Annotated in this window: 16 protein-coding genes; 3 read left to right on the top strand and 13 right to left on the bottom strand. The window is 58.8% G+C overall.

The features are described 5' to 3' along the window. Nucleotides 1-45: 45 nt before the first annotated feature. Nucleotides 46-198 (top strand): Hok/Gef family protein, encoded by a 153-nt coding sequence (locus QMG90_RS10790; RefSeq protein WP_283283797.1) that lies wholly within the window; start codon nucleotides 46-48, stop codon nucleotides 196-198. A gap of 92 nt (nucleotides 199-290) precedes the next feature. Here the strand turns inward: QMG90_RS10790 and paaY are convergent, their stop codons facing one another. From paaY to paaA, 13 genes are all read right to left on the bottom strand, one after another. Continuing rightward, nucleotides 291-887 carry a phenylacetic acid degradation protein PaaY gene (gene paaY, locus QMG90_RS10785; protein ID WP_283283796.1) on the bottom strand — a complete coding sequence of 199 codons (597 nt, stop codon included), beginning with the start codon at nucleotides 885-887 and terminating at the stop codon, nucleotides 291-293. Between the two features lie 9 nt (nucleotides 888-896). Further along, entirely contained in the window at nucleotides 897-1832 is a 936-nt protein-coding gene (gene paaX / locus QMG90_RS10780) for a phenylacetic acid degradation operon negative regulatory protein PaaX (RefSeq protein ID WP_283283795.1), read from the bottom strand. A 71-nt stretch (nucleotides 1833-1903) separates the two neighbouring features. After that, complete coding sequence (paaK, locus tag QMG90_RS10775; RefSeq protein ID WP_283283794.1) at nucleotides 1904-3220, bottom strand: phenylacetate--CoA ligase PaaK; 1317 nt, start codon at nucleotides 3218-3220, stop codon at nucleotides 1904-1906. A gap of 33 nt (nucleotides 3221-3253) precedes the next feature. Beyond that, nucleotides 3254-4459 (bottom strand): 3-oxoadipyl-CoA thiolase, encoded by a 1206-nt coding sequence (pcaF, locus tag QMG90_RS10770; protein WP_283283793.1) that lies wholly within the window; start codon nucleotides 4457-4459, stop codon nucleotides 3254-3256. Continuing rightward, on the bottom strand, nucleotides 4459-4881 hold the full coding sequence (gene paaI, locus QMG90_RS10765; protein WP_283283792.1) for a hydroxyphenylacetyl-CoA thioesterase PaaI: 423 nt from the start codon (nucleotides 4879-4881) through the stop codon (nucleotides 4459-4461). Before paaI ends, pcaF begins: the two co-directional genes overlap by 1 nt. Then, entirely contained in the window at nucleotides 4871-6295 is a 1425-nt protein-coding gene (gene paaH / locus QMG90_RS10760; RefSeq protein ID WP_283283791.1) for a 3-hydroxyacyl-CoA dehydrogenase PaaH, read from the bottom strand. The genes paaI and paaH overlap by 11 nt, the downstream gene beginning before the upstream one ends. Continuing rightward, nucleotides 6292-7086, bottom strand: coding sequence for a 2-(1,2-epoxy-1,2-dihydrophenyl)acetyl-CoA isomerase PaaG (paaG, locus tag QMG90_RS10755; protein ID WP_283283790.1), 795 nt, complete (start codon nucleotides 7084-7086; stop codon nucleotides 6292-6294). The genes paaH and paaG overlap by 4 nt, the downstream gene beginning before the upstream one ends. 2 nt (nucleotides 7087-7088) lie before the next feature. Continuing rightward, nucleotides 7089-7856, bottom strand: coding sequence for a 2,3-dehydroadipyl-CoA hydratase PaaF (gene paaF / locus QMG90_RS10750; protein ID WP_283283789.1), 768 nt, complete (start codon nucleotides 7854-7856; stop codon nucleotides 7089-7091). Continuing rightward, nucleotides 7853-8923 carry a 1,2-phenylacetyl-CoA epoxidase subunit PaaE gene (gene paaE / locus QMG90_RS10745; RefSeq protein WP_283283788.1) on the bottom strand — a complete coding sequence of 357 codons (1071 nt, stop codon included), beginning with the start codon at nucleotides 8921-8923 and terminating at the stop codon, nucleotides 7853-7855. The genes paaF and paaE overlap by 4 nt, the downstream gene beginning before the upstream one ends. Nucleotides 8924-8930: 7 nt before the next feature. Beyond that, the gene (gene paaD, locus QMG90_RS10740) at nucleotides 8931-9428 is read right to left on the bottom strand and encodes a 1,2-phenylacetyl-CoA epoxidase subunit PaaD (RefSeq protein WP_283283787.1); all 498 of its coding nucleotides are present in this window, start codon (nucleotides 9426-9428) and stop codon (nucleotides 8931-8933) included. Nucleotides 9429-9440: 12 nt separating this feature from the next. Beyond that, on the bottom strand, nucleotides 9441-10196 hold the full coding sequence (paaC, locus tag QMG90_RS10735) for a 1,2-phenylacetyl-CoA epoxidase subunit PaaC (protein ID WP_283283786.1): 756 nt from the start codon (nucleotides 10194-10196) through the stop codon (nucleotides 9441-9443). A gap of 7 nt (nucleotides 10197-10203) precedes the next feature. Continuing rightward, nucleotides 10204-10491 carry a 1,2-phenylacetyl-CoA epoxidase subunit PaaB gene (paaB, locus tag QMG90_RS10730; protein ID WP_038154213.1) on the bottom strand — a complete coding sequence of 96 codons (288 nt, stop codon included), beginning with the start codon at nucleotides 10489-10491 and terminating at the stop codon, nucleotides 10204-10206. A gap of 11 nt (nucleotides 10492-10502) precedes the next feature. Beyond that, nucleotides 10503-11432 carry a 1,2-phenylacetyl-CoA epoxidase subunit PaaA gene (paaA, locus tag QMG90_RS10725; protein ID WP_283283785.1) on the bottom strand — a complete coding sequence of 310 codons (930 nt, stop codon included), beginning with the start codon at nucleotides 11430-11432 and terminating at the stop codon, nucleotides 10503-10505. A 286-nt stretch (nucleotides 11433-11718) separates the two neighbouring features. Between paaA and paaZ the strand changes: the two genes are divergently transcribed. Both paaZ and tynA read left to right on the top strand, forming a co-directional pair. Then, nucleotides 11719-13758 carry a phenylacetic acid degradation bifunctional protein PaaZ gene (gene paaZ / locus QMG90_RS10720; protein WP_283283784.1) on the top strand — a complete coding sequence of 680 codons (2040 nt, stop codon included), beginning with the start codon at nucleotides 11719-11721 and terminating at the stop codon, nucleotides 13756-13758. Between the two features lie 174 nt (nucleotides 13759-13932). Then, nucleotides 13933-16194, top strand: coding sequence for a primary-amine oxidase (tynA, locus tag QMG90_RS10715; protein WP_283283783.1), 2262 nt, complete (start codon nucleotides 13933-13935; stop codon nucleotides 16192-16194). Nucleotides 16195-16204 lie beyond the last annotated feature (10 nt).

Here is a 16204-nt window from a genome sequence, read left to right as displayed (position 1 = left end):
CTAGCAGGTTGGATGTTAGCCCCTTCTCTGAAAGGAGGCAATAACATGCTGACGAAATACGCCCTTATGGCAATCATTGTGCTGTGTATTGCAGTACTCGGATTCACGTTTCTGGTACGCGAAACGCTTTGTGAGTTGAGCGTAAAAGAACGTGGTATGGAGATCAAAGCTGTTCTCGCTTACGAATCGAGGAAGTAGCTGACGCGCGCGGGGAGCAATCCCCGCGTCACCACGGCAGGGTCTGGCACTCAGCGCACCTCTTAGCCCTCTCTTCGGAGAGGGCTAACGTTTTAAGAGGCTGACTTCGGCCGCAAATTCTCATCAAACACCAGCCGTTGACGACCGGGTTCGGCTTCGCGCAGCGGTTCCACCTGGTGCATTGTCTGTTTGCAGCGTTCCACCAGCACCTGATACTCACGCGTGCCCTGTTTTTTCCACGCCTTCTCCTGCTCGCTCAACGCGCGAATTGCTTTTGCCGGACTGCCGATAATCAGATGATCAGCGGGCATTTCGGCCCTGGCTTTTACAAACGCGGCGGCGCCGACAATGCTGTTCTCGCCGATGATCGCGCCGTCCATCACGACCGCGTTCATACCCACCAGCGCGTTACGGCGGATAATACACCCGTGAAGGATTGCACTGTGGCCGATATGGCCGTCTTCCTCCACCACAGTGTCCTGTTCCGGAAAACCGTGCATTACGCAGTTATCCTGAATATTGGCACCCTCTTTCACCACGATTCGGCCAAAATCCCCGCGCAGACTGGCGTTCGGGCCAACGTAAACACCCTTACCTAAGATCACATCACCAATCAGCACCGCCGTGGGATGCACATAGCTTTCCTCAGGCACTACCGGCGTCAGACCATCGATTTGATAGACAGGCATCACGCCTCCTTAATTAAGTTGCAGGCCGCCGAAGCGCTGATAAAACAGACTGCCCGGTTGCGGCAGTTCGCCGACCGAGGTTTCCGCTTTTTCGCTTACCCAGGCCAGCGCACCGGCGGCGACACGTTGATAGATATTGATACACAACTGGCGCGCCGCCTGCCCGGCCCAGTGTGCGGGCAGCAACACCTCGGGCAGTAACGGATCTTTCAGCACCACGCGGCGATAAAAATGGATCAGCAACAGTTGGATCTGGAAACAACGCTCCGGGGTCAGCTCGCCTGGCGCAGCTTCCCGCAACAGTGGCAGCAGCGGCCGGAAAGAGTCGATAAACGCGTTGTACATGACGTTCTGCTCGCTGAGTTGCCAGCACTCTTCAACCCGCGCGCGCAGAGCCGCCACTGACATCGCCAGCGGCGAGTGCGCCTCAAAACAGATCACGTTTTCTGCTACGCCCGCCTCGTGCAGCAGCGTCTGCACATCCGCCATTTTTTGCGACGGCGACGCCATCAGGCTCGGCGCCAGCGTGCCGAATCCCTGCCAGATCAGCTGTTTTTTCACATCTGCGAGCGTCGATTTATCCAGCCCCTCTGACAACAGCAACAACCAGGTGCCGTCCCAGGCAGGCTGTTCCGCGCGGTAGATTTTGCCTTCCGCGCGACGCGTCAGGCGCAGGCCTTTGTCACTCAGCCGGTAATAGCTGCGTCGGCCAACGCGATCGACATCCAGCCAGCCCTCTTTGTTAAGGCGAAACAGCGCGGTGCGCACGAAGCGCTCGCCAAAACCAAGCCCTTCCAGTAATGCTGCCAGGCTGCCAAGCCAGATTTCGCCACCGCGATGCGACAGCGCATCGCCATACAGCGAAGAGATAAGCGACGTCCCGCTGATGGGCACGGAGGAGACAGCCTGTTGAATAAACGCGTCGAGTTTGCTCATCTGATTCATTCTTTTATCTTTTTTATCCTGGATGAATCATAGCATATTGCCCCTCCCGCCTGGCGAGGGGCGTACAACGATTACCCGTTAGCGGCAACTTTGCGCAGGTCAAAAACCCGGCAGGCCTTGCCTTCAGAGCGTGGGATGCTGCCGCAGTTGACAATGGTGACGTCGGTCGAAATGCCCACCATCGACTTAATGCGATGACGTAAGTTGTGACATACCTGGCAGCGCTGTTCGTGCGACAGGCTGAGACTGCTCTCTTTCAGCTCCACGCGCACCGAAAGTGAATCAAGATGCCCGCGACGATGCACTTCCAGCTGGTAATGCGGTGACAGATGCTCGAACTTAACAATCTCCTCTTCCAGTTGTGACGGGAAGACATTCACGCCGCGAATAATCAGCATGTCATCGCTGCGACCGCTGATGCGGTCCATACGCCGCATTGAACGTGCCGTACCGGGCAGCAGACGCGTGAGATCGCGGGTGCGATAGCGGATCACCGGCAGCGCCTCTTTGGTGAGCGTGGTAAACAGCAGCTCGCCCTGCTCGCCATCATCCAGCGGCGTACCATCGTCCGGGTTAACGATTTCCGGATAGAAATGATCTTCCCAGATAGTCGGGCCGTCAGCGGTTTCGATACACTCCATCGCCACCCCCGGCCCCATCACTTCCGACAGGCCATAAATATCCAGCGCGGTAATGCCGAGACGGCGTTCAATTTCGCTACGCATCGCACAGGTCCACGGCTCCGCGCCAAATACGCCGACACGCAGAGAGCACTGGCTGGCGTCACCGCCCATTTGCCGCTCCAGCTCTTCAATCAGATTCAGGCAATAAGATGGCGTCACCATGATCATGTCCGGCTGAAAATCACGGATCAGTTGCGCCTGCTTCTCAGTCTGGCCACCGGACATCGGGATCACCGTCGCGCCCAGGCGTTCTGCGCCGTAATGCGCGCCCAGGCCGCCGGTAAACAGGCCGTAACCATAGGCGACATGAATTTTATCTTTCGCGCTGCCGCCCGCCGCGCGCAGGGAACGCGCCACAATATTGGCCCAGTTATCGATGTCGTTTTGCGTGTAGCCCACCACGGTTGGCTTACCGGTGGTGCCTGACGATGCATGGATACGCACAATCTGTTCCATTGGCACGGCGAAGGTATCGAACGGATAGTTGTCGCGCAGATCCTGCTTGGTGGTGCAGGGAAATTTGCGGATATCGGCCAGCTCGTTGAAATCGTCAGGGTGCACGCCTGCGGCGTCGAATTTGCGCCGGTACATCGGCACATTCTCGTAGGCGTGTTTCAGCGTCCATTTCATGCGTTGCGTCTGCAGCGCATGCAGTTCGTCGCGGGACGCGGTTTCAATCGGATCAAGGTTGGATGTCGTTATCATTATAGGGTACTCGCAGGTTGATTAGCTCACAGATCAAACTCGCTCCAGGATCATGGCAATGCCCTGACCCACACCGATACACATCGTACACAGCGCATAGCGTCCGCCGCGCCGGTGCAGCTCATGACTGGCGGCGAGCGCCAGTCGGGCGCCACTCATTCCCAACGGATGACCGATGGCGATGGCGCCACCGTTGGGATTCACATGCGGGGCATCGTCCGGCAGCCCCAGTTGTCTGAGCACGCCCAGTGCCTGCGCGGCGAAGGCTTCATTCAGCTCAATCACATCCATATCGTTGATATTCAGTCCGGCACGCTCCAGTACCTTGCGGGTAGCTGGTACCGGGCCGAGCCCCATCAGGCGCGGCTCCACCCCGGCGCTCGCCATGGCGACAATACGCGTGCGCGGAGTCAACCCCTGCGCCAGCGCCATCTTCTCGCTGGCGACAATCAACGCCGCCGCGCCGTCATTCACCCCGGAAGCATTACCGGCGGTGATAACACCACGGGCACGAAACGGGGCGTTAAGCGCTGCCAGTTGCTCCGGGGTTGTGTCCGGGCGGGGATGCTCATCGTCTTTCACTTCCACGACAGCGCCTTTTTTGCCTTTGACGGTGACGGGCACAATCTCCTGCGCCAGTATCCCGTCACGCTGCGCTTTTGCCGTCCTCTGCTGGCTACGCAGCGCGAAAGCATCCTGATCGGCCCGACTGATATTTAACAATTCAGCTACATTCTCTGCCGTTTCCGGCATGCTGTCAGTACCAAATTGCCGCGCCATGAGCGGATTCACAAAACGCCAGCCAATGGTGGTATCAAACATCTCAGCCTGACGGGAAAACGCCGACGTTGCTTTACCCATCACAAACGGTGCGCGCGACATGGATTCCACGCCGCCCGCCAGCAGCAGATCAGCATCACCCGCACGAATGGCGCGCGCGGCAAACCCCAGCGCATCCAGCCCGGAGCCGCACAGGCGGTTGATGGTGGTGCCGGACACCGTCTGCGGCAGCCCTGCCAGCAACGTCGCCATGCGCGCGACGTTGCGGTTATCTTCCCCTGCCTGATTAGCACAACCGAGGATCACATCGTCGATCAACGCCGCATCCAGTTGCGGATGACGACTCAGCAGCGCACGCAACGGAATGGCCGCCAGATCGTCCGCCCGCACGCCGGAAAGCGCGCCGCCGTAGCGTCCTACCGGCGTTCGCACGCCATCACAAATATACGCATCACGCATCAGGCTTCTCCTGTCACACTGCCGCCGATGCGGTGCGATTTACCGCGAAACAGGGCGACCGTTTTTTGATGTTGGTTAACGATTTCAATGTCATACACCCCGGCAATGTTGCCCTGATGTTTGACGCGGGCGGTGGCAGTGAGTTTATCGCCCGCCTTTCCTGGGCGCAGAAAATCAATGGTGCAGGCTGAGGCCACCGCTGCCAGTCCCTGGCTGTTGCAGGCATAGGCAAACGCGGTATCCGCCAGCGAGAAAATTTGCCCGCCGTGGCAGGTCTGATGGCCGTTCAGCATCTGCGGCAGCACGGTCATGGTGACCATGGCATACCCTTCATCCATCTCCACGATGTCGATCCCCAGCGCCTGCGCGCAGGCGTCGTTTTCATACATCACACGGGCGTTGTGCCAGGCGTTATGACTCATAACCACACTCCAGAAGCGCACGCTGGCGCAGCAGTGAACACGGGCGATAGCGCTCTTCGCCGTAATGACGTTGCAGGTTTTCCAGCATCGTCAACACCCGCTGCCAGCCGAGAATGTCGCCCCACTGCAGCGGTCCGCGAGGATAATTCACCCCAAGGCGCATCGCGGTATCAATATCAGCTTCGCTGGCGACGCCTTTTTGCAGGGCGTCGAGCGCTTCGTTAATCAACATCGCGACCGTGCGCCAGACCAGCAGACCGGGATAATCGGCAATCATCAGCACCTGCTTGCCCTGTTGCTGCAGCCAGGCAATAGCTTTTGCCGTCTCTTCCGGGCGATTACTGTCAGCGGCGGCAATGGCGACAACGTCGCCCTCGCGATAATCCATCAGCACCACCGGGCATTTCAGCCGTGCCGCTTTTGCCTGCGCGGTTTCGCCGTCAGTGGTCAGCAGTTGCACGCTATCAAGCGTGACAACGTCACCTGATTTATGTACCTCGTGAGCATGCAGAGGCTCAGCAATCCGCGGGTGAAACGCTACCGCGGACGCCCCTTGCGGCCAGTGATAAACGCCCTGCCCGCTTTTTTTGCCCAGCCGACCGGCCAGTACCAGTTCCTGTTGCAATAACGACGGTAAAAAACGGCGCTCCTGCCAGAAGGCGTTGAAGACGGAACAGGTGACGGCGAAATTGACGTCCTGACCGATCAGATCGGTCAGCGCCAGCGGCCCCATCGGAAAACCCCCGCCGTCACGTAGTACGGTATCGATCACTGCCGCGTCTGCCACCTGCTCTTCCAGCGCGCGCCATGCCTCGGCATAAAACGGGCGGGCGACACGGTTCACGATAAAACCCGGCGTCGAGTGACAGCGCACCGGCTGTTTGCCCCAATGAGTGACGCACTGGCAAAGCAGCTCCACCACTTCCGGCGAGGTTGCCAGGCCGCTGACCACCTCCACCAGCTTCATGACCGGCGCAGGGTTAAAAAAGTGCAGCCCCGCCACACGCTCCGGGTGACGCACATCAGCGGCGATGGCGGTAATGGAAATCGATGAGGTGTTGCTGGTGAGCAATGTTTGCGGCGGGCAAATCTCCGCCAGCTGGCTGAACAGCGCTTTTTTTACCTCCAGCCGTTCGCTGGCGGCTTCAATCACCAGCCCGGCGGCGGCGAGCGCAGACAGATCCTCGACCGGATACAGATTTCGTAACGTGCTGGCACAGGCTTCCGCACTGAGTTTGCCGCGCGCCACACGAGACTCCAGTCGTGAGCGGATCCCGTCAATCGCGCGAGTCAGCGCCTCGCTGGCAATGTCATACAGCAAAACCTGATGACCCGCAGCCGCCGCCACTTCAGCGATCCCCGCCCCCATGGTGCCGCTGCCAATCACCGCGACGGTGTTAATGCGCTGGCTCATGATGATTTCCCGCTGAACTGGGGTGGTCGCCTGGCGAGAAACGCACTGACCCCTTCGCGATAATCCGGGCTGCGTCCGGCCAGTCGCTGATAGTCGCGCTCAAGATCGAGCTGGGCGTCGAGGGTATTGGTTTCCGCCGCCAGCAGCGCTTGTTTAATTAACCCCAGACCATATGTCGGTTGGGTCGCCAGATGGCGCGCCAGCGTCAGCGCGGTGTCGGACAACTGTGCGTCATCCACCACCTGCCAGATCATGCCCCACTGCTGCGCCTGCTCCGCGCTGAGCTTATCGCCCGTCAGCGCCAGCCCCAGCGCTCGCGCCCGACCTGCCACGCGCGGCAAAAACCAGGTGCCGCCGCAGTCCGGTACCAGCCCCAGCTTACTGAACGCCATAACAAAGTTGGCCGAGCGGGCAGCGATGACCATATCGCAGCCGAGCGCCAGCGTCGCACCGGCGCCCGCCGCCACGCCGTTCACCGCGGCAATGACCGGTTTTGGCAACGCCGCCAGTCGGCGGACCAGCGGGTTATAGAATTTTTCCACCGACAACCCCAGATCCGGGGCGTTGCCTTGCGGGTCAACGTTACGGTCGTTGAGATCCTGACCGGCGCAGAAACCGCGCCCGGCACCTGTGATCAACAGACAGCGAATGGTATCGTCACGTTCGGCCTGCGTCAGGCAATCCGCTAACTGCTGGTGCATCTCATCGTTAAAACTGTTCAGGCGATCCGGGCGGTTGAGGGTGAGGGTCATCACGCCCAGTTCCACGTCGCTGAGAATAAAAGCGTCCATTGTTAGCGTCCTTTGAAGTCGGGGGTACGTTTTTCGCGAAAAGCGGCAATGCCTTCCTGCCGATCGTCGGTGGCGCTGAGCAGCGTAAACAGCTGGCGTTCAAGCTGTAGCCCGGCGTGGAGACTCACTTCCTGCGACTGACGCAGCGCCTGTTTTGCTGCCTGAAGCGCCAGCGGCGCATGCGCAGCGATGGTTTTTGCCAGTTGTAACGCGTATTCCTGGGTCAGCGCTGGCGGGCAAACGTCGCTCACCAGCCCGGCCTCACGGGCGCGTCTGGCGTCGATGCTTTCACCGGTCAGCACCATGCGGCTGGCCAGCGCTTTCCCGACGCTGCGAATCAACCGTTGGGTGCCACCCGCGCCTGGCATCATACCGAGGGTGATTTCCGGCAGACCGAAACGGGCGTTATCCCCCGCCATCACGATGTCGCACAGTAACGCCAGCTCGCAGCCCGCGCCCAGCGCATAGCCGTTCACCGCCGCAATCAGCGGTTTATTAAAGGCATTGATGCGCGCCCACAATCGTGGGCGAACGTCGTTCAACGTCGCCACGAGATCGTTGTCCGCCATTTCGTTGAGATCTGCCCCGGCGGCAAAAAAGCGTTCATTGCCGCTGATCACGCAGGCCGCGATCGCCGGATTTTGCGCGGCAGATTCCAGTGCATCGGCAATCTGCGCCAGCAGCGTGTTATTCAGCGCATTGCGCGCCTGTGGGCGATTAAGGGTCAGCAACAGCACACGATCGTGCTGTTCAGTCAGCAGCTCGTTCATGCCATCCCCTTTGCATCAAAATCGACAATCACGTCCGGCGTGGTTGGCAACGCCTGACAGCTCAGCACATAACCCGCGGCCAGTTCATCGGCTTCGAGACTGTAATTGGTGGTCATAGCAACGTTACCGCGCAACACTTTGCATTTGCAGGTGGCGCAGACGCCTCCCTTACAGGCATACGGTAAATCCGCCCCCTGACGCAGCGCCGCATCGAGAATGCTTTCGTCATCAGCGGTCAGCATCACCTGACGATCATGACCGTCCTGACGCACCGTGACCGTCTGCCCCTGCGCCTTCACGCTGGCGGCACGGCGCATGCCACTGCCCGGGGTATTAAAGCGCTCAAGGTGAATGGATTTTTTTGGCATACCGAGCGCCAGCAGCGCGGTTTCCGCCTCGTCCATCATCGCCGCCGGGCCGCAGATAAAAGCGTCATCAAACTGGGCAAAGTTGATCAGCGTGCGCGACAGCGCCTGCAATTTTTCGCCGTCAATGCGCCCGTGCAGCAGATCGCTGTCGAGGGTTTCCTGGCTGAACAGGCAGACCAGTTGCAGTCGCGTCGGGTAGCTGTCTTTAAGATCGGCCAGCGCCTGGCGGAACATCATGCTTTGACTGCTGCGATTGCCGTAAATCACGGTAAACAGGCTGTCGGGTTCGGTCGCCAGCGTGGTTTCCACAATCGCCAGCATCGGGGTGATGCCGGAGCCGGCGGCAATGGCGAGATAGTTACCGCGGCGGTCTGGCTGCGGCTGATAGCCGAACAGCCCCTGCGGCACCATCACCTCCAGCGCCATACCCTGTTTGATCTCCCGACGGGCGTAGTTCGAGAAACGCCCGCCATCGATGGCCTTCACTGCCACACTGATTTCACCCGGCCGCGCACCACGGCAGATGGAATAACAGCGGCGCAGCTCTTCGTTTCCCAGCCGGGTTTTCAGCGTCAGATGCTGCCCGGGGCGGAACGCGTAAGCCGCCTGTAACGCGTCAGGCACCGCGAAGGTGATGGTCACCGCGTCGCGGGTTTCGGGTTCAACTTTTGCCACCGTAAGCGAATGGAACGTCGTCATGGCAACCTCAAATACATTTAAAGTAATCAAAGGGTTCGCGGCAGCTTTCGCAGCGGTACAGCGCTTTGCAGGCCGTCGAACCAAATTCGCTGATAAGCGTCGAATGGCTGCTGCCGCAGCGCGGGCAATTCACCGTTTCGGGGATCCCGGCATGGCAGGTATGCGCCTGTGGCGGGCTGATACCGTACTGGCGCAGCCGTTCGCGGGCACTGGCGCTCATCCAGTCGGTGGTCCACGGCGGATCCAGTTGCAGCACAATGTGTACCGGCGTATAGCCGTTTTCGATCATTGCGCGGCGGATCTCGCCCAGCAGATGTTCCGTCGCCGGGCAGCCGGAATAGGTCGGCGTAAAGCCAATCACCCAGCCGTCACCCTGCGGCGCCACGCTGCGCACCATACCTAAATCGGTAATGGTGAGCACCGGGACTTCCGGGTCCGGGATCTGCCCCAGCAGCGCCCAGATCTGGCGTACGTCGGCGGGGGCGATGGTGGCGAGACGTTGCATGCTGACCTCCGGTTACCACTGTTGCGCGGGGTACATCCGCTGCAGATACTGCATCTCGGCCAGCATCGGGCCGAGATGTTCGGTATGCAGGCCCTGCTTGCCGCCGGTGCGGTAAGCTGCGTCGGCGGGCATAACCAGCCCGGCCTCGCGTAAACCACTGTCGATTTCCGCGTCCCATTCGTCGCGCAGCGTACGCGGATCAACCGCAATACCCTGCTCGCTCAGGTCGATATCCAGCGCGTCAGCGTCAAACAGTTCGGCAGTAAAGCGCCAGACATTGTCCAGCGCCTGCTGCATACGCTGCGCGGACAACCCGGTGCCCTGACCGAGGCGAATCATCCAGCCACGGCTGAAGCGCAGGTGATAACGCGCTTCTTTGATGGCTTTGGCGGCAATGGCGGCAATCTGTGGATCGCGGCTGACGGTCAGGCGGCTGAACAGCGCGACGTGCCAGGCATCCATCAGGTACTGGCGCGCGATGGTGTCGGCGAAGTTGCCGTTCGGCTGCTCAACCAGCAACAGATTGCTGAACTGGCGTTCGTCGCGGAAAAAGGCCAGCGTGTCTTCATCGCCCTCACCGTGGCGTTCCGCCGCGTATGTCAGGAAATTGCGCGCCTGCCCCAGCAGATCGAGACCGATATTGGCAAGCGCCAGATCGATTTCCAGCTCCGGCGCATGGCCGCACCAGGCGGAAAGCCGCTGCGCCAGCACCAGACAGTTATCACCGAGGCGCAATGCGTAAGTGGCGACAGGATCGTTGGTTATCATCACTACCTCACATATGCTCGATGCCGTCAGGGATGGTGTAAAACGTCGGATGACGGTACACCTTGCTCTCTGACGGGTCGAAAAACTCACCGCGCTCTTCCGGCTGCGAGGCGACGATTTCACTCGCTTTCACCACCCAGATTGAACAGCCTTCGTTGCGACGGGTGTAAGCGTCACGGGCGTTTTCCAGCGCCATGCGATCATCCGCAGCATGCAGGCTGCCGACATGGCGGTGCGACAGCCCCTGTTTGCTGCGAACAAACACTTCATATAATGGCCAGTAAACATTGCTCATCATGCTTCTCCTCAGGCGACGCGTCGGGCTTGCTGTTTCTGCGCGTGGGCCAGTGCGGCTTCGCGCACCCACTCTCCGTCGTCCCACGCTTTGCGTTTGGCGGCGATACGTTCGTGATTGCAGACGCCGCGTCCGTTAATCACCTCGTTAAATTCCTGCCAGTCGATATCGCCAAAACGGTAATGACCGCTGACCTCGTCAAAATGCAGATCCGGGTCCGGTACTGTCATACCCAGCATTTCCACTTGTGGAATGGTGTTGTCGACGAAGCGCTGACGCAGTTCGTCGTTGGAGTGTCGTTTGATTTTCCACGCCAGGCTGCGGGCGCTGTTTGGCGAGTTGTCGTCGTTCGGGCCGAACATCATCAGCGATGGCCACCAGAAACGGTTGATGGCGTCCTGTAACATCTGGCGCTGAGCATCGCTGCCTTGTGACAGTGTCACGCAAGCTTCAAATCCCTGACGCTGATGAAAGCTCTCCTCTTTGCAGATTTTCACCATCGCCCGGGCATATGGACCGTAGGAGGTCCGGCACAACGCCACCTGGTTAACGATAGCGGCGCCATCCACCAGCCAGCCGATCACACCGATATCTGCCCAGTTCAGCGTCGGGTAGTTAAAAATCGAGGAGTATTTCATCTTGCCGTCGAGCATCTTCTGGTAGAGATCCTCGCGGGCGCAGCCGAGAGTTTCCGCTGCACTGTAGAGATAGAGACCGTGCCCCGCTTCGTCCTGCACCTTCGCCAGCAGAATGGCTTTACGGCGCAGCGACGGGGCACGGGTGATCCAGTTCCCTTCCGGCAGCATACCGACGATTTCGGAATGCGCGTGCTGACCAATCTGGCGGATCAGCGTTTTGCGGTAGGCCTCCGGCATCCAGTCCTGCGGCTCGATGGCGGTTTCCTGCGCGATGCGCTCGTTAAAGCGTTGCTCTTCTGTCACGACATCACCTTTATGATTCCTGTTAAACCTGTTTATCATGATCATGTGAATCACTTTGTTTTATAAAAGTTACATAAGAGTTAACTAAAACCACAAATTATGTTTATGTTTTCTGTGATATCACTCGCAACTCATTTACTAATGTTACGTATTTTCAATACATTAACTTTTTATCTCATAAGGACAGCGATCGCATTGTTAATAAATTATTAAATTCATCCTTGATTTTTATGATTCATAATCAAACTATGTAATGCAATGCAACGTAACACTTTGGAGATCGGTGATGCAGCAGTTAACCAGTTACTTATCCGGCACGTGGCAGACTGGCCGCGGCCGTGCGCGCGCAATCCACCACGCCATTACCGGCGACGCGCTGTGGGAAGTCAGCAGTGAAGGCCTCGACATGGCGCAGGCGCGCCGTTTTGCGATTGAGCACGGCGGCAAAGCGTTACAGGCAATGACGTTCATTGAGCGCGCGGCGATGCTGAAAGCCATCGCCCGCCATCTGCTGGAGCAGAAAGAGACCTTTTACGCGCTGTCGGCACAAACCGGCGCCACGCGGGCCGACAGTTGGGTGGATATTGAAGGCGGTATCGGTACGCTGTTTACCTATGCCGGGCTTGGCAGTCGCGAACTGCCGGACGACACCCTGTGGCCGGAAGATGAGCTGATCCCGCTGTCAAAAGCCGGTGGTTTTGCCGCCCGTCATGTGCTGACGTCAAAAATCGGCGTCGCCGTACATATCAACGCCTTTAACTTCCCCTGCTGGGGAATGCTGGAAAAACTCGCGCCGACGTGGCTGGCGGGCATGCCCGCCATCATCAAACCAGCCACCGCAACGGCGCAGGTCACCCAGGCGATAGTGAAAGCCATCGTCGACAGCGGTCTGGTGCCGGATGGCGCCATCAGCCTGATTTGCGGCAGCGCGGGCGACTTGCTGGATCACCTCGATACGCAGGATGTGGTGACTTTCACCGGATCGGCCTCAACCGGCCAGATGCTGCGTGTTCACCCCACTATCGTGGCAAATTCAATACCATTCACGATGGAAGCGGACTCCCTGAACTGTTGCGTGCTCGGCGATGATGTCACGCCGGAGCAGCCGGAATTCGCCCTGTTCATTCGCGAAGTGGTGCGGGAAATGACGGCGAAAGCCGGGCAAAAATGTACCGCGATCCGCCGCATTATTGTGCCGCAGGCGCAGGTACAGGCAGTGAGCGACGCACTGATTGCACGACTGGAAAAAGTGACGGTGGGCGATCCGGCGCAGGAAGGGGTAAAAATGGGCGCGCTGGTCAATGCCGAACAGCGTCAGGACGTCCAGGAACGGGTGAACGCGCTGGTTGCAGCGGGTTGTGAAATCCGTCTCGGCGGCAAGGCCGATCTCAGTACTGCCGGCGCGTTTTTCCCGCCGACACTGCTGTGGTGTCCACAACCGGACGAGACCCCTGCGGTGCATGCGACGGAAGCCTTTGGTCCTGTCGCTACGCTGATGCCCTATCGCGATCGTGAACATTCGCTGGCGCTGGCCCGTGCCGGGCAAGGCAGCCTCGCCGGAACGCTGGTTACCGCAGACGGCGAACTGGCGCGGGCGTTTATCCTCGGCGCGGCGCGGGCGCATGGCCGTATTCAGGTGCTGAATGAGGAATCATCGAAAGAATCCACCGGACATGGTTCACCGCTGCCGCAACTGGTACATGGCGGCCCGGGGCGCGCCGGTGGCGGCGAAGAGCTGGGCGGTTTGCGGGCGGTGAAACACTACATGCAGCGTACGGCAATTCAGGGAAGCCCGACGATGCTCGCCGCCATCAGCAAGCAATGGGTACGCGGCGCGCAGGTGGTGGAAGACCGTATCCATCCGTTCCGTAAATATTTCGAGGAGCTGCAACCGGGCGACAGCTTGCTGACGCCGCGCCGGACCATGACCGAAGCGGATATCGTCAATTTTGCCTGCCTGAGCGGCGATCACTTCTACGCCCACATGGATAAAATCGCGGCGGCAGAATCGCTGTTTGGCGAGCGCGTGGTGCACGGCTATTTTGTGATTTCCGCCGCCGCCGGGCTGTTCGTGGATGATGGCGTCGGGCCGGTCATCGCCAATTACGGCATGGAAAACCTGCGCTTTATCGAGCCGGTGAAACCTGGCGACACCATTCAGGTGCGCCTGACCTGCAAACGCAAGACGGTGAAACGACAGAAAACCGCTGAAGAGAGACCGACCGGCGTGGTGGAATGGGCAGTCGAGATTTTCAATCAGCATCAGCAAACGGTGGCGCTCTACTCTATTCTCACCCTGGTCGCACGCCAGACCGGCGACCTCTGATCTGCAGTAACCGTGCCGGGTAGCATTCACCTGCCCGGCACGCAAAAACTTCCCAACCTGGCACATCTGACAAACAACCTGGCAGCAGCAGGCAAACACCTTTGCGCGTCTGCCTGTCAGGATAACGCTGTCACAACACTCATCACACAACAAAACAATAAGACGAGGTCAAACATGGGAAGCCGCTCTTTTTTCTCCCTCCGCAAAACGGCGCTGGCTGTTGCGCTGTGTTGCACCTGGCAGTCTCCGGCCTTCGCCCACGGTGGCGAGGTGCACAGGGTGCCGATGGACAAAACGCTACAGGATTTCGGCGCTGACGTGCAGTGGGATGATTACGCCCAGGTTTTTACCCTGATCAAAGATGGCGCGTACGTCAAAGTGAAACCGGGCGCCAAAACCGCCATCGTCAATGGCAAGCCGTTAACGCTGCAGGTGCCGGTGGTGATGAAAGAGAATAAAGCCTGGATTTCCGACACTTTCATCAATGAGGTGTTTCAGTCAGGGCTCGACCAGACCTTTCAGGTGGAGAAAAAGCCGCACCCGCTCAACTCGCTGACGGCGGATGAGATCCGCGCGGCGGTAGAGATTGTCAAAGCCGCGCCGGATTTTAAACCCAACACCCGCTTTACCGAGATCTCGCTGCGTGAGCCGGATAAAACTGCGGTCTGGGATTTCGCCCTGACCGGCAAAGCGGTCAACACGCCGCGCGAAGCGAACGTTATTATGCTCGACGGCAAACATGTCATCGAAGGCGTGGTTGATCTGCAGAATAAAAAAGTGACTTCCTGGCAGCCTGTCAAAGACGCGCACGGTATGGTGCTGCTGGATGATTTCGCCACCGTGCAAAGCGTCATTGATAACAGCAGCGAGTTTGCGCAGGTGCTGAAAAAGCACGGCATCGACGATCCGAAAAAGGTCATCACTACCCCGCTCACCGTCGGCTATTTTGATGGCAAAGATGGCCTGAAACAGGATGCCCGTTTGCTGAAAGTCATCAGTTATCTCGACGTTGGCGATGGTAACTACTGGGCGCACCCGATTGAAAATCTGGTGGCGGTGGTTGATCTCGAACAGAAGAAGATTATTAAGATTGAGGAAGGTCCGGTGATCCCGGTGCCGCTGACGCCGCGCCCGTATGATGGCCGTGACCGCGTAAAACCGGCGCTGAAACCGCTGGAGATCGTCGAACCCGAGGGGAAGAACTACACCATCACCGGCGATATGATCCACTGGCAGAACTGGGATTTCCACCTCCGCCTGAACTCGCGCGTCGGACCGGTTCTGTCAACCGTGACATATAACGACAACGGCAAAAAGCGCAAAATCATGTACGAAGGCTCGCTCGGCGGGATGATTGTTCCTTACGGCGACCCGGATATCGGCTGGTATTTCAAAGCTTATCTCGATTCTGGTGATTACGGTATGGGCACCCTGACCTCGCCGATTGTGCGCGGGAAAGACGCGCCGTCCAATGCCGTGCTGCTTGATGAAACTATTGCCGACTATGCCGGTGCGCCGATGGACATTCCACGCGCCATCGCCGTGTTCGAACGCTACGCCGGGCCGGAGTATAAGCATCAGGAGTTGGGTAAACCGAACGTCAGCAGCGAACGCCGCGAACTGGTGATCCGCTGGATCAGCACCGTTGGCAACTACGATTACATCTTCGACTGGATCTTCCATGAAAACGGCACTATCGGCATCGATGCCGGTGCGACCGGTATTGAAGCGGTGAAAGGCGTGAAGGCGAAAACCATGCACGACCCGTCGGCGAAAGACGATACCCGTTACGGCACGCTGATCGACCATAACATCGTCGGCACCACGCACCAGCATATCTACAATTTCCGTCTCGACCTCGATGTTGACGGCGAAAATAACCGACTGGTGGCGATGGATCCTGACGTGAAGCCAAACACCGCTGACGGCCCACGCACCAGCACCATGCAGGTGAATCAGTACACCATCGACAGCGAACAACAGGCAGCGCAGAAATTTGACCCGGGGACCATCCGCCTGCTCAGCAATACCAGCAAAGAAAACCGCATGGGCAACCCGGTGTCGTACCAGATTATCCCTTACGCGGGCGGCACACACCCGGTGGCGACCGGCGCGAAATTCGCCCCGGACGAGTGGATTTACCATCGCCTGAGCTTTATGGATAAACAGCTATGGGTGACACGTTACCGCCCGGACGAACGTTTCCCGGAAGGAAAATACCCGAATCGTTCAACGCATGATACCGGGCTGGGACAGTACAGCAAAGATGATGAATCACTGGATAATCATGATGATGTGGTATGGATCACGACCGGCACGACTCACGTCGCCCGCGCCGAAGAGTGGCCGATCATGCCGACAGAGTGGGTACATGCGCTGCTGAAACCGTGGAACTTCTTCGATGAAACCCCGACGCTGGGGGAAAAGCAGAAATAAAAAAAGGGGC

The sequence above is a fragment of the Trabulsiella odontotermitis genome, from assembly GCF_030053895.1.
Lineage (GTDB): Bacteria > Pseudomonadota > Gammaproteobacteria > Enterobacterales > Enterobacteriaceae > Trabulsiella > Trabulsiella odontotermitis_C.
The sequence above is the reverse complement of the archived record's forward strand: the minus strand, read 5'-3'. Positions and strand labels throughout refer to the sequence as shown.